Genomic DNA, 14028 nt, shown 5'->3' with positions numbered 1-14028 from the left:
AAACGCTGGCATTGCCAGCGTTTTTTACTTGTTCGCATCAGTTAATCAGAAATTAAGCTTCAGCTACAATGTTAACGTTCAATTTTGCGAATACGTCGCTATGTACCTGGAAGTTAACTTCATGTTCACCAGTAGTACGCAGAACGCCGTTAGGCAAACGAACTTCACTTTTAGATACTTCAACACCTGCGGCAGTCACTGCATCAGCAATATCACGAGTACCGATAGAACCGAACAGTTTACCTTCGTCACCCGCTTTAGAAGCGATAGTAACGGAACCCAGTGCGCTGATTTTCTCAGCACGAGCTTGCGCTGCTGCCAGAACATCAGCCAATTTAGCTTCCAGTTCAGCGCGGCGAGCTTCGAAGAATTCGATGTTTTTCTTAGTCGCAGGAACAGCTTTGCCCTGTGGTACTAAGTAGTTACGGGCATAACCCGGTTTAACGTTAACTTGATCACCCAGGCTACCCAAGTTTGCTACTTTATCAAGCAGAATAATTTGCATTACCTTATCCTCTCAGAGTCGTTAATGGACTGTGCCGATTACTGATGACGATCAGTGTAAGGCAACAAAGACAGGTAGCGCGCGCGCTTGATAGCACGAGCGAGCTGACGCTGGTATTTTGCACGGGTGCCAGTAATACGGCTTGGTACAATTTTACCGCTCTCGGTGATGTAGTTTTTCAGCGTAGCGATGTCTTTATAATCAATCTCTTGAACGCCTTCCGCGGTGAAACGGCAGAACTTGCGACGACGGAAATAACGTGCCATTTGGCTAGTCTCCAGAATCTATCAATTCAATCTGCTCGGCATGAAGAACCAGTTTGTTAAGACCATTGCGACCTTGATGGCAACTAATGAATCCTGAAACGGTTAATCGACTGCCGACCGTTATACTGTGAGTTAAAACTTGTAACAATTGTCCGCTGGCAATAACGGGCATTCTGCACCATGCTTGCCTGCTCAAACCGGCTTCCTGCTGCTGTGAGCGATGCTCAAGCACGAACTGGCAATGAGGAATGCCGGCAGGACTGACTTTTCGAATGGGGGCTTTGCACACTGTGCCAGAAAGCACCAAACGATTAGTTGTCACAGTTATTACTCTTCAGAATCCCCAGCTTCTTCAGCATCAACACCGGCGTCTTCCATAGAGTAATCGCGGCTGCGACGCTCATCTTTGGCTTTAACCATTGGAGATGCTTCAGTTACCGCGTGCTTAACGCGCATAATCATGCTGCGGATAACGGCATCGTTGAAGCGGAAGTTAGTTTCCAGCTCATCAATCGCTTCCTGCGGCGCTTCAACGTTCAGCAGAACGTAATGAGCTTTGTGCAGTTTGTTGATTGGATAAGCCAGTTGACGGCGGCCCCAGTCTTCCAGACGGTGAATCTGACCTTGCGCGTTAGTGATAGTCGCACTGTAACGCTCGATCATGCCCGGAACCTGTTCGCTTTGGTCAGGATGGACCATAAAAACGATTTCGTAATGACGCATTAGAATTGCTCCTTACGGATTATTCAGCCTCCTGTCAGGGTCAACCGCGGCCCGTGGAGGCAAGGAACTTGTTTAAGTGCGGCTGAAAAATTGACGCGTAACTATACCCGCCTCACATAAAAAACTCAAGGAGCGGGTAACGTTTTATGTTATGGGTTACTGCGAACTCCGCTGACGCACTGCTTCAAACAGGCAAATACCCGTTGCAACAGACACGTTCAGGGATGAGACCGAACCCATCATTGGAATACTAATCAATTCATCACAATGTTCGCGGGTCAGACGACGCATACCTTCCCCTTCAGCCCCCATCACCAGCGCCATAGGGCCGGTTAGTTTGCTCTGATGTAGCGTATGATCGGCTTCTCCTGCTGTACCCACCACCCAAATATTGTGTTCCTGTAACAAACGCAAAGTACGGGCAAGGTTGGTGACACGAACAAGCGGTACGCTCTCCGCGGCTCCACATGCAACTTTCTTCGCAGTGGCATTAAGCTGGGCAGAACGGTCACGGGGCACAATAACAGCATGTACACCTGCTGCATCTGCACTGCGCAGGCAAGCCCCCAGATTATGTGGATCTGTCACACCATCAAGCACTAGCAAAAAAGGGGTTTCCATTTGCGCCAGTAAATCTGGCAGGTCGTTTTCCTGATACTGACGCCCTGGTTTTACTTTAGCAATAATCCCCTGATGCACAGCACCTTCCGTTTGATTATCCAGCCACTGACGATTTGCTAATTGGATCGCCATGCCGAAACTTTCCAGCTCATTAATCAGCGGTGTCAGACGGCGGTCTTCGCGCCCTTTCAGTACATAAACTTCCATAAAACGCTGAGGATCTCGCTCCAGTAAAGCTTTAACGGCATGAATACCGTAGATAATTTCACTCATAATCTTCTTATTTTCACTGTCATACAGCACTGACATCCCTGAACCCATCCATCAAGCTCAATGTATTCAAGAGACTAAAATATTCAGGCTATCCTGAAGAAACAGGATAGCCCTTTGATTATTTATCTGCGCTTTTCTTAGCCCGTTTAGCTTTGAATTTAGCGGCAATTTTCTGTGTCTTGGCTGAAAGGTTCTTACCCTTTTTCTTATCTCCTTTAGGCTTATCCACAGATTTCTTTTTACGGAAAGCACCATCGGGCTCAAAGTTAGCCTCTTTGCTACGACTACGCCCTTTCTTACTGTTACTACGGCCAGGTTCTGCTTTTTTCGCCCTGTCACGCGCTGTCTTACCCACATTTCGGGCTTCCCGGCTAACGGAGAGCAGTTTAAAATCAATGTTACGCTCATCCATATGGACAGCTTCCACACGGATTTCAACTTCATCTCCCAACCGGAAAGTTTTACCAGAAAACTCACCAATTAAACGCTGACCAACATTATCGAAATGATAATAATCATTATTCAGTGTGGAAACATGTACCAGACCATCAATAAACAGATCATTCAGACGAACAAAGAAGCCGAAACCAGTCACACTAGTGATAATCCCGGTAAAGGTATTGCCCACCTGATCCTGCATAAAGTCACACTTAAGCCAATCGGCGACGTCTCTCGTTGCCTCATCTGCACGACGCTCTGCCATAGAGCAATGTTGGCCCAGTTGCAACATATGCGCCATATCGCAGTGCCACCCACCAGTCGGTGTCCCACATTGCTCAACAACACCTTGCTGTGTGGCCAGCAGATATTTAATCGCTCGATGCAGCACTAAATCAGGATAACGGCGGATAGGTGAGGTAAAGTGTGCATAAGAACTTAGTGAAAGACCAAAGTGACCTCGGTTTTCCGGGTCATAAATTGCCTGTTTCATTGAACGCAGCAACATGGTTTGCAATAACTCACGATCCGGGCGTTCAGCCACTTGCTGCATCAGTTGCGCATAATCCTTTGGTGTCGGCTTCATGCCACCCGGCAGCGTCAACCCCAATTCGCTAAAAACAGAGCGCAGATTAACAATGCTTTCTTCTCTTGGCCTATCATGAATGCGGTAAAGCACCGGTTCGCTGTTTTTTTCCACGAAACGCGCAGCCGCAATATTCGCCAGAATCATGCACTCTTCAATCAGTTTATGAGCATCATTGCGGGCAACCGGCTCAATTCGTTCAATGCGACGTTCAGCGTTAAAGATAAACTTCGCCTCCTCTGACTCAAAGGAGATTGCACCACGCTGTTCACGGGCATTTTCTAACACTTGATAAAGCTCATGTAAATGCTCAATATGCTGCACCAGCGGTTTATAGTACTCACACAGCTCTTCATCACCCTGCAACATACGCCATACTTTGGTATAGGTCAGGCGGGCGTGAGAATTCATGACGGCTTCGTAAAATTTATAGGATGACAATTTTCCCTGCTCTGAAACCGTCATCTCACACACCATACAAAGGCGGTCAACCTGCGGATTCAGAGAACAGAGGCCATTGGAAAGCACTTCAGGCAACATGGGAACAACCTGAGATGGAAAGTAAACTGAGTTACTTCGGTTACGTGCTTCTGTATCCAATGCCGTTTGTGGGCGGACATAATAACTGACATCAGCAATAGCAACCCATAAACGCCAGCCGCCGCTTCGCTTTCTTTCACAATATACGGCATCATCAAAGTCACGGGCATCTTCACCATCGATTGTCACTAATGGCAAATCTCGTAGATCAACGCGGTCTTTTTTCGCAGATTCCGGCACCTGTTCATCCAGAGAGGCCACTTGGTTTTCCACCTGCGGCAGCCAACTATGTGGAATTTCATGAGTACGCAGGGCAATTTCCACTGCCATGTTCGTTCCCATCTTTTCACCCAACACTTCAACTATTTTACCGACAGCTTTTGTACGACGCGCTGGGCGTGTAGTCAACTCAACGACAACGACACTCCCCATGCGGGCACCACTATTCTCATCTTTCGGGATCAGGATATCAAAGCTCAAGCGACTATCATCCGGCACAACAAAACCCATACCAGAATCAATAAAATAGCGGCCAACAATCTGGCTGGTCTTGGGTTCCAACACACGGACAATACGCGCTTCACTACGCCCTTTGCGATCGGAAGGTAATGGCTGTGCCAGCACAACATCACCATGAATAGCCATTTTTAACTGTTCGGCAGAGAGATAAAAATCGTCTTTGTGGCCTTCTACCCGCAGGAACCCATAACCATCTCTGTGGCCAATGACGGTACCTTTCAATAAATCCAGTTTTTCCGGCAAAGCGTAACATTGACGGCGCGTGAAAAGCAGTTGACCATCACGCTCCATCGCCCGTAAACGACGACGTAACGCTTCAAGCTCCTCATCGTTAGCTAGATTCAGCTCTTGTGCCAGTTCCTGGCGACTTACCGGTACAGTGCGTTTAGAAATAATGTCTAAGATGTATTCGCGGCTTGGAATAGGAGATTCGTATTTTTCTGCTTCGCGCTCCAAAAAAGGATCTTGTGACATGGCGGTTCCTCCGTTGTCATCAGCAGGCTGTTTGCGCCATTTCTTCATTCGGTCAGAAGCAGCTTATAAAGGGGGATATTATCTTCAACCATATCAGCTAAAGTATATTTATCCAGTTCGTTCAAAAATGTTTCTATTGCCTGATTTAATACTATTTTCAGGCGACATGCAGAGGTAATACGGCAAGATTCCTGACTACAGTTAACCAATGATAATGGTTCGAGAGCACGAACGACATCACCAATTCTAATATCTTTTGCTGGCTTACCCAGACGAATGCCGCCATTTTTACCACGAACAGCATCCACTAAACCTAAATGGCTCAACTGGTTAATAATTTTTACCATGTGGTTACGGGAAACACCATAAACACGAGTGACTTCAGAAATACTGGTCATCCGATTTTGCGGTAAAGCAGCCATATAAGTTAGCGCGCGCAAGCCATAATCTGTAAAACTCGTTAACTGCACATCAACCTCTGGATAATGAGATATAAGTTAATATATCCGAGAACAAATTAAAAAAATAAGTATTTGTTCAACATATACCTTGAATTGGCCGAAATCATGTTAATCATCTGGTAGTTACGCAAAAAAGACCATAATAAATAGCAAAAAACCGGGCTGACAAGCCCGGCTTTACCTGATCATGTGACACAATCAAGCATCAAACGGATCACGCAGAATTATAGTTTCTGAACGATCCGGGCCTGTAGAAATAATATCAACCGGAACACCGGTCAACTCTTCTACACGTTTGATATAATTCAGTGCCGCCTGAGGCAATTTGTTGTGCTCTTGCACACCAAAAGTACTTTCGTCCCAGCCAGGCATCGTCTCATAAACAGGTTCAATCCCTTCCCAGTCATCCGCAGCCAAAGGTGTTGTTTCAACCACGCGATCATCAGGCATACGGTAACCAACACAAATTTTGACTTCTTTCAAACCATCCAGTACATCCAGTTTGGTCATACAGAAACCAGACAGTGAATTGATTTGTACTGCGCGACGAATAGCAATGATATCCAGCCAGCCAGTACGACGGCTACGCCCGGTAGTCGCGCCAAACTCCTGGCCTTTTTCACGCAGGTAATTGCCAGTTTCATCAAACAACTCAGTTGGGAATGGGCCAGCACCTACACGGGTGGAATAAGCCTTGATAATCCCCAAAACATAATCAACATAGCGTGGACCTAAACCGGAACCTGTTGCAACGCCACCTGCCGTGGTGTTGGAAGAGGTCACGTATGGATAGGTACCGTGGTCGATGTCTAACAGCGTGCCTTGTGCGCCTTCGAACATGACCAGCTCACCTTTCTGCGTTGCTTTATACAACAAGTCAGAAACGTCAACAACCATACCCGTCAGAATATCGGCAACCGCCATGATTTCGTCCAGAGTTTTCTGGTAATCAACCGCCGGCTCTTGGTAATAGTTAACCAGTTGGAAGTTATGATATTCGATAATTTCTTTCAACTTGGCCGCAAAGACTTCTTTATCAAACAAATCACCAACACGCAGGCCACGACGTGCAACTTTGTCTTCATACGCAGGGCCAATACCACGGCCGGTTGTACCAATTGCCTTTGCGCCACGTGCTTTTTCGCGAGCATTATCTAAAGCAACATGATACGGAAGAATAAGCGGACAGGCTTCTGAAATGAGCAAACGCTCGCGGACAGGAACACCTCGGGACTCTAATGCGTTCATCTCTTTCATCAGCGCGTCCGGTGCTAATACGACTCCGTTTGCGATGATGCTGATAACATTTTCACGCAGGATCCCCGACGGGATTAAGTGGAGAACGGTTTTTTCACCGTTGATAACCAGTGTATGACCAGCATTATGGCCCCCTTGATAACGAACAACATACTTAGCTCGTTCAGTCAGCAAGTCGACGATCTTGCCCTTGCCCTCGTCACCCCATTGGGTGCCCAATACGACAACGTTCTTACCCATTTCAAAATTCACTCGGTTGCTTAAAAATGGATTCTAACATCTCATTCCACACCTTTCAGTAATTTTTATCACATCTGTTATTTTTGTTGACCACCAGACACGACAAGGCCCGCCTGATGCGGGCCTTACTTAGATATTCAAACATCTATCAATGTTGAACTGCACGTTTTTCAGGTGCTTTCATATAACGGAAGAAATCAGTATCCGGACTTAGTACCAGAACATCTTTCCCATCTTCACTGAAGCTCTTCTCGTAAGCACGTAAACTACGGATAAAGGCATAGAAGTCAGGATCTTTGCTGAATGCATCAGCAAACAGTTTAGCAGCTTCTGCATCACCGGAACCACGCAAAGTACGGGCTTCACGCTCCGCTTTTGCCAATGTTTCAGTGACTTGCTTATCTGCTGTTGCACGCAATTTTTCTGCCTCTTCCTGACCTTGAGAGCGGTGACGACGGGCTACCGCTTCACGCTCTGCACGCATACGCTGGAAGATAGCTTCTGAAACTTCCAGTGGCAGGTTAATCTGTTTGATACGCACATCAACAACCTCAATACCCAGAGCAGCCATACTGTTTGGGTTAATAGCCGGTTGTTTACCCGCAGTTTCTTTCTCTACACGAGCCGCCGCTGATGCAATCGCATCGTCTGCTTCACTGGTAGCCACAGCTTCGCCGTCAGTCGTCCCTTTGTTCAGGGCATCACGAACATCGGTTGTCAGTTTACCACGGGAATCAGTCACAATACCGCGAACATCCAGACGACCAATCTCAGAACGCAAACGGTCACTGAATTTACGCTTCAGCAGAACCTCAGCCTGAGAAATATCACCATTACCGGTAGCCAGATAGTAACGGCTGAAGTCAATAATGCGCCATTTCAGGTAAGAATCAACAATCAGGTCTTTGTTTTCACTGGTCAGGAAACGGTCCGCCTGAATATCCATAGTCTGGATGCGGGCATCAAGTGTTTTCACTGTTTCAATGAATGGCACTTTAAAGTGCAAACCGGGTGCATAAACGATCGGTTTATTTTCCGCGTCACGGGCAACCTTACTGAAACGCAGAACAATACCGCGCTGTCCTTCATGCACAACAAACACTGAGGTATACAAAGCCACCAGTACAGCGACAATAATAACGATGAATGACTTACGCATGATTATTGTCTCCCTACTCTGACAGTATCGTTACGCAGATTATCTGTACGGTTGTAATCTACTGTCCGGTTTGAACTTGAGGATGCTGTCGGACGAGTAACTCGCGGGCTGGAAACAGTTGTATTACCAAGCTGACTTTCCACGGCCGTTTTACCACTGGCTGCATCGCTACGGAACATTTGCTCTAATGGCAAGACCATCAGGTTATTACTGTTCTCATTAGCAATAATTTTGCGGGTATTACTCAGTACTTTTTCCATAGTTTCAATATACAGACGCTCACGGGTAATTTCCGGTGCTGCTTTATATTCAGGCAGCATCTTAGCAAAACTCGCCACTTCACCCTGCGCTTCCAATACCACACGCGCTTTATAAGCCTTAGCATCTTCGATTAATCGTTGAGCCTGACCATTTGCACGCGGTTGAACTTCATTAGCGTAAGCTTCCGCCTCACGAATGTACTGCTGTTCATTTTCCCGGGCAGCAATCGCATCGTCAAATGACGCTTTTACTTCTTCCGGTGGACGGGCAGTCTGGAAGTTAACATCCAGCAAAGTAATACCCATTTTATATGGACGAATCGTTTCTTCCAGTACCTTCTGGGTATCGCTACGTACAATAGTACGGCCTTCTGTCAAGATTTTATCCATAGTGTATTTACCGATAACACCGCGAACCGCGCTGTCGGTTGCCTGACGCAGGCTGTTATCAGGGCTTGTTACGCTATAGAGATAAGCGGCTGGATTAGTCACACGGTACTGAACGTTCATTTCCACGCGAACAACGTTTTCATCGGAAGTCAGCATCACACCGGATGCCGCCAGTTCACGAACAGATTCCACGTTGACCGGAACCACTTCATCAATGAACGTTGGTTTCCAGTTCAGACCTGGCTGCACGATATGGCTCAATTTACCCAAACGGGTAACAACACCACGTTCTGTTTCTTTAATCGTATAGAAACCACTGGCGGCCCAGATCACGACGACCGCGACAACAGCAAGGCTAATAATACGCCCGCCAAATTTTGCCCCCTGATCAGAGCCATTACCCCCCTTATTCCCACCGAAACCACCGAGTTTACTGCTCAGCTTACGGAACAGATCGTCGAGATCAGATGCCCCACGGTTTCGACTACCTTTGTTCCCGCCGGAGTTGCCGCCATTATTATTGCTGCTCCCCCACGGGTCACGGTCTTGTCCGTTGTTCCCGGGCTGATTCCACGCCATGTTTTAGCTCCATTCTTTTATGATTGGTTTTTCAGGCCAAGAGCCGCTTGTAAACAAACCAGCTCTCAATCACACAAGTTTTCAGATATTCATCTGACAAACACATCAGACAATATAATCAAACAAATCCTGTTCTTGTTTGCACAGACGGCGCCAGTCAACAATCGGCATTCTCACTTCAATACCAACTTTGCCGTCCTCTTCTATCCACTCTCTCTCGATTGCCTTAAGTTGATAGAAGCGGCTGCGTAAACGACCCACCTCTGGCGGCAAGCGCAATTCGTAGTGTGCGATTTCACCCGAAAGACGCTCCGTTAACGCTTGTAACAACAACGGGATACCTTCACCGGTTTGCGCCGACAACCAAACTTTGACCGGTAAGTTATCTTCGTTGCGATCAATACGCGGTGTGAAATCTCCCAGCATATCAATCTTATTCATCACCAGCAGTACCGGAATTTCATGAGCTTCAATTTCTTCCAGTACACTGTCAACTGCGGCAATATTTTCGTCAATGCGGCTATCCGCAGCATCGACGATATGCAGCAATAGTGTTGCCTGCCGGGTTTCCTGCAATGTCGCTTTAAATGCCGCAACCAGATCATGAGGCAAATGACGGATAAAACCAACAGTATCAGCCAGCACCGCCGTGCCAACATCATCAACTTCAATCCGCCGCAACGTTGGATCCAGCGTTGCGAACAACTGATCAGCCGCGTAAACCTCAGCGGATGTCATGCGGTTGAATAAGCTCGATTTCCCGGCATTGGTATATCCCACCAAAGAAATCGTCGGTATATCCGCCTTATTCCGCGCCTGACGCCCCTGTTCACGCTGCTTCTCAACCCGATTAAGGCGACCCAGAATCTGGCGGATCCTATCCCGCAGTAAACGCCGGTCTGTTTCAAGCTGAGTTTCCCCCGGCCCCCTTAGACCAATCCCACCTTTTTGACGTTCAAGGTGAGTCCATCCCCGGACAAGACGGGTAGAAAGATGGCGTAACTGTGCCAACTCCACCTGCAACTTCCCTTCGTGGGTCCGCGCTCGCTGAGCAAAAATATCCAGAATCACACCAGTGCGATCGATCACCCGACACTGACAGAGCCGTTCAAGGTTACGCTCTTGCGCAGGGCTAAGAGTATGATTAAACAGCACAACATCAGCACCACTAGCCTGTACAGCCTCAGCAATCTCTTCAGCCTTACCTTCTCCGACAAAATATTTCGGATTAGGTACTTTTCTGCTCCCTGTGACAATTTGAACAGGAACCACACCAGCAGAAGTTACCAGTGATTCAAACTCACTGAGATTGTCTGTGTCTTTATCCTGCGAGAAGAAAATGTGCACCACAACGGCTCGTTCACCGCCTTCATAACGCTCAAACAAAGGTGAGACCTCTCAGGCTGAGTAAAAAACTATAGGAAAAAACATAGGTAAAGTCTCCCTACCTATGTTTTTCTTCATTTTGTTACCGTTCTCAAGCTTATTCAGCGCCATCACTTTCCTGTTGTGCTGCCGGAGCGGAAGCTCCACCAGAGTGGTAATTACCTACACTTGCCCCTACACCCGTATTGCTACTGTGATGAGAAACTGGGCGGGAAGGTACAACAGTCGAGATAGCGTGTTTATAAACCATCTGGCTAACTGTATTTTTCAGTAAAATGACAAACTGGTCAAAAGATTCAATCTGCCCCTGCAATTTGATGCCGTTGACCAAATAAATAGAAACCGGGACCCTTTCACGCCGTAATGCGTTCAGGAACGGATCTTGCAAAGATTGCCCCTTAGCCATTCTATATTTTCCTTATTTTGTTGTTTTTAACTAAGAACCTGGAGGTTCGAAAAATGAACTACTCAAAAATTGCGCTTTGGTACTCATCAATTGTACACAATCAATAAACCTATGCACTAACAACCTGCATAACTGTGCTTAAAGCCTGTTCAGGTTGAAAACTATCCAACCAATGAACCGACTCCCAACCTCTGAGCCAAGTTACCTGACGCTTTGCCAATTGGCGTGTTGCACAAATACCGCGATAAACCATTTCATCGTAGTTAATCTCACCGGAAAGATAGGACCACATCTGGCGATAACCAACACAACGAATAGAAGGTAAATCCACATGCAAATCATGACGAGCATAAAGGGCTTTAACTTCTTCTTCAAATCCTGATTCAAGCATTTGATGAAAACGCGCTTCAATACGTTGATGAAGGAGCTCACGCTTTGCCGGCGCAATAGCAAATTGATGGACACGGTAAGGAAGTACTTCCCCTGACAATCTCGTCAGTTCAGTGAGAGTTTTACCTGAAATAAGAAAAACTTCCAGTGCCCGGGAAAGCCTCTGTGGATCATTGGGATGAATTCTTAACGCTGCCACAGGGTCAACCTTCTGTAGCTGCTGATGCAATGCATTCCATCCTTGCTCTGCTGCCTGCTGCTCTATTTGCGCCCGAATAACCGGATCAGCAGAAGGCAAAGGGGATAAACCTTCAAGTAATGCCTTGAAATAGAGCATAGTTCCGCCAACCAACAGAGGAATACGCCCAGAAGCGGTAATTTCCGCCATTTCCTTCAACGCATCCTGACGGAAGTCAGCCGCAGAATAAGGCTGAGAAGGGTCAAGAATATCGATCAAACGATGAGGCGCCAACGCTTGCTCTTCTGTTGTTGGTTTAGCTGTACCAATATTCATTCCACGATAAATCAACGCAGAATCAACGCTTATCAGTTCCACAGGAAGATGCTGGCGCAAAGCGATAGATAAGGCGGTTTTGCCTGAGGCCGTCGGCCCCATAACAAAGATTGCCGCTGGCAGATGTTGAGTTTTCTGATCACTCATGAGTAAGGAATGCCACCACTGCTTGTAAATCAATTAATTGTAATAGCCCATCTGGTGGAGATTTTACCAGTTGTGGGCAAAGCCGCTCAACATCAGCCAATAACTGTATTGCCTGAGCAACATTCCACGTTTCATGCTCACTGCCAATATGACGAGCAAGCCAAGTTACAATCTGTTCTGCCGATGCTGATGGCTGCTGCGCCAAATAGTTTAACAATTCAGGAATTAATTTGGGCAAATTTTGCTGGCGCAATGGTAACGATACAGCACGTAGTGTTGCTTTTCCATGAGATACAGACGCTTCTATACCAAAAGAGCCTAATAAGTCACTATAACGATTTAAAGCACTAGCTTCTTCCTTACTGAGAACAAGTTTCAGCGGGATCAAAAGAGGTTGTGGTTTCAGTCCTTGCTCCGTTGGTGTTAATTGTACTTGTTTTAACCAGCGTTCAGCGACTGGCAAAGATAACAATCCAATACCTAACGGAGATTCAATCAGAGCGTAGCATGGCAGATATATGCTCAACACTTTACCAAAACTATGACTGTTATTTTTAACCTGAACAGGAACAGATGTCACTTTTGCTGCCACAACAGGAGCGATTCTTGCCGGGAAAAGCTCTCTTTTCTCTTCGGGTTCCGGCACAGATTGCATCAGCTTCTGATACAACTCACCCTGAGGTTTTTGATAATTGTCCCCGTGATACTGACGGTTTTCACCACTGCGGGAAAAACCTGTGCTACTTTTGCCTGACAAAACCTCTTTTGGTGATGACGTTGCCGCAGATGCGGCATTATTTTGCCGGGAAAAATGATTTTCTCCTGCTGATGGGCGGTTTTCCGGCTCCCAGACCGGCGCAGGCTCACAACATGCTATATCCAGCTCAACACCGCTTCCGCGCTGTTTTAATACGGCAGTGACCCCCTGATAGATAAAATCGTGTACCAGACGAGCCTGATGGAAACGAACTTCATGCTTTGCTGGATGTACATTAACATCCACCTGATGCGGATCAACTTCCAGATACAAAACAAAAGCCGGCTGCTGTTCTCCCTTAATCAAATCTTGATAAGCCTGACGGATAGCATGATTAATTAAGCGATCACGCATCATACGTCCATTAACATAGCAATATTGAATGTCTCCACTCGCCGTCGCGTTCATCGGATCCGCAACCCATCCCTTGATGGATAAATCGCCATGCTGCCAGGAAAGAGCAAGTGCCTGCTGCATAAAAGCGGTACCACAAATGGAAGCCAAACGTCGTTCATACTGTGATTCCTCTTTTGCCGGCCGGTACTGGCGAACTAACTTGCCGTTATGATGCAAATTGATTGATACATCCAGACGCGCCAGCGCAATACGCCTGACAACTTCATCAATATGACCAAATTCCGTTTTTTCTGTTCGCAGAAATTTACGCCGCGCGGGTGTGTTATAAAACAGATCTAACACTTCAACCGTACTGCCTACCGGATGGGCAGCCGGCTTCACTGTGACCTCCATATCCCGTCCTTCTGCATATGCTTGCCAGGCTTCATTCTGCTCTTTCGTACGGGAAGTCAATGTCAGACGCGAAACTGAGCTGATACTGGCCAGCGCCTCTCCACGGAACCCCATACTGATAATCGCTTCCAGATCATCCAGTGTGGCAATCTTACTGGTAGCATGACGAGCCAGTGCCAAAGCAAGATCCTGATGATTGATTCCACAACCATTATCACGGACACGGATAAGTTTTACTCCACCGCGTTCAATTTCAATATCAATGCGGCTGGCTCCAGCATCAAGACTATTCTCCATCAACTCCTTTACTACTGATGCAGGACGTTCTACCACTTCGCCAGCAGCGATTTGGTTTGCCAATTGAGGAGGTAAAATCTTGATCGCCAT

General features: G+C 46.9%; 14 protein-coding genes. All 14 read right to left on the bottom strand.

The features are described 5' to 3' along the window. Positions 1–52: 52 nt before the first annotated feature. Entirely contained in the window at positions 53–505 is a 453-nt protein-coding gene (gene rplI / locus C5470_RS00140) for a 50S ribosomal protein L9 (protein WP_021322927.1), read from the bottom strand. Positions 506–543: 38 nt separating this feature from the next. Further along, a complete protein-coding gene (rpsR, locus tag C5470_RS00135; RefSeq protein ID WP_000135199.1) occupies positions 544–771 on the bottom strand; it encodes a 30S ribosomal protein S18 in 228 nt (75 codons plus the stop codon). Between the two features lie 4 nt (positions 772–775). Then, entirely contained in the window at positions 776–1093 is a 318-nt protein-coding gene (gene priB, locus C5470_RS00130; RefSeq protein ID WP_021322928.1) for a primosomal replication protein N, read from the bottom strand. Between the two features lie 5 nt (positions 1094–1098). Further along, complete coding sequence (gene rpsF / locus C5470_RS00125; protein ID WP_036844111.1) at positions 1099–1494, bottom strand: 30S ribosomal protein S6; 396 nt, start codon at positions 1492–1494, stop codon at positions 1099–1101. Between the two features lie 156 nt (positions 1495–1650). After that, positions 1651–2388, bottom strand: a complete 738-nt coding sequence (gene rlmB, locus C5470_RS00120; RefSeq protein ID WP_036844352.1) for a 23S rRNA (guanosine(2251)-2'-O)-methyltransferase RlmB — start codon at positions 2386–2388, stop codon at positions 1651–1653. 118 nt (positions 2389–2506) lie between these two features. Then, positions 2507–4945, bottom strand: a complete 2439-nt coding sequence (gene rnr / locus C5470_RS00115) for a ribonuclease R (protein WP_166285360.1) — start codon at positions 4943–4945, stop codon at positions 2507–2509. A 44-nt stretch (positions 4946–4989) separates the two neighbouring features. Then, on the bottom strand, positions 4990–5415 hold the full coding sequence (nsrR, locus tag C5470_RS00110; RefSeq protein WP_166285061.1) for a nitric oxide-sensing transcriptional repressor NsrR: 426 nt from the start codon (positions 5413–5415) through the stop codon (positions 4990–4992). A 189-nt stretch (positions 5416–5604) separates the two neighbouring features. Beyond that, positions 5605–6903 carry an adenylosuccinate synthase gene (locus C5470_RS00105; protein ID WP_166285060.1) on the bottom strand — a complete coding sequence of 433 codons (1299 nt, stop codon included), beginning with the start codon at positions 6901–6903 and terminating at the stop codon, positions 5605–5607. Positions 6904–7051: 148 nt separating this feature from the next. Continuing rightward, complete coding sequence (hflC, locus tag C5470_RS00100) at positions 7052–8062, bottom strand: protease modulator HflC (RefSeq protein ID WP_036844114.1); 1011 nt, start codon at positions 8060–8062, stop codon at positions 7052–7054. A 2-nt stretch (positions 8063–8064) separates the two neighbouring features. Continuing rightward, entirely contained in the window at positions 8065–9291 is a 1227-nt protein-coding gene (hflK, locus tag C5470_RS00095) for an FtsH protease activity modulator HflK (RefSeq protein ID WP_036844115.1), read from the bottom strand. A 105-nt stretch (positions 9292–9396) separates the two neighbouring features. Then, complete coding sequence (hflX, locus tag C5470_RS00090; protein WP_166285059.1) at positions 9397–10677, bottom strand: ribosome rescue GTPase HflX; 1281 nt, start codon at positions 10675–10677, stop codon at positions 9397–9399. A gap of 97 nt (positions 10678–10774) precedes the next feature. Then, positions 10775–11083, bottom strand: a complete 309-nt coding sequence (hfq, locus tag C5470_RS00085) for an RNA chaperone Hfq (protein WP_023044707.1) — start codon at positions 11081–11083, stop codon at positions 10775–10777. A gap of 109 nt (positions 11084–11192) precedes the next feature. Beyond that, entirely contained in the window at positions 11193–12134 is a 942-nt protein-coding gene (gene miaA, locus C5470_RS00080; RefSeq protein ID WP_036844118.1) for a tRNA (adenosine(37)-N6)-dimethylallyltransferase MiaA, read from the bottom strand. Then, positions 12127–14028, bottom strand: coding sequence for a DNA mismatch repair endonuclease MutL (mutL, locus tag C5470_RS00075; protein WP_166285058.1), 1902 nt, complete (start codon positions 14026–14028; stop codon positions 12127–12129). Before mutL ends, miaA begins: the two co-directional genes overlap by 8 nt.

The sequence above is a fragment of the Photorhabdus stackebrandtii genome (genome assembly GCF_011189495.1).
GTDB lineage: Bacteria > Pseudomonadota > Gammaproteobacteria > Enterobacterales > Enterobacteriaceae > Photorhabdus > Photorhabdus khanii.
The sequence above is the reverse complement of the archived record's forward strand: the minus strand, read 5'-3'. Positions and strand labels throughout refer to the sequence as shown.

Coding starts and splice junctions, on each gene's coding strand:
- hfq (WP_023044707.1), bottom strand. CDS start 11,083: ATGGCTAAGGGGCAATCTTTGCAAGATCCGTTCCTGAACGCATTACGG.
- hflC (WP_036844114.1), bottom strand. CDS start 8,062: ATGCGTAAGTCATTCATCGTTATTATTGTCGCTGTACTGGTGGCTTTG.
- rplI (WP_021322927.1), bottom strand. CDS start 505: ATGCAAATTATTCTGCTTGATAAAGTAGCAAACTTGGGTAGCCTGGGT.
- rpsR (WP_000135199.1), bottom strand. CDS start 771: ATGGCACGTTATTTCCGTCGTCGCAAGTTCTGCCGTTTCACCGCGGAA.
- hflK (WP_036844115.1), bottom strand. CDS start 9,291: ATGGCGTGGAATCAGCCCGGGAACAACGGACAAGACCGTGACCCGTGG.
- rnr (WP_166285360.1), bottom strand. CDS start 4,945: ATGTCACAAGATCCTTTTTTGGAGCGCGAAGCAGAAAAATACGAATCT.
- rpsF (WP_036844111.1), bottom strand. CDS start 1,494: ATGCGTCATTACGAAATCGTTTTTATGGTCCATCCTGACCAAAGCGAA.
- mutL (WP_166285058.1), bottom strand. CDS start 14,028: ATGGCGATCAAGATTTTACCTCCTCAATTGGCAAACCAAATCGCTGCT.
- C5470_RS00105 (WP_166285060.1), bottom strand. CDS start 6,903: ATGGGTAAGAACGTTGTCGTATTGGGCACCCAATGGGGTGACGAGGGC.
- rlmB (WP_036844352.1), bottom strand. CDS start 2,388: ATGAGTGAAATTATCTACGGTATTCATGCCGTTAAAGCTTTACTGGAG.
- miaA (WP_036844118.1), bottom strand. CDS start 12,134: ATGAGTGATCAGAAAACTCAACATCTGCCAGCGGCAATCTTTGTTATG.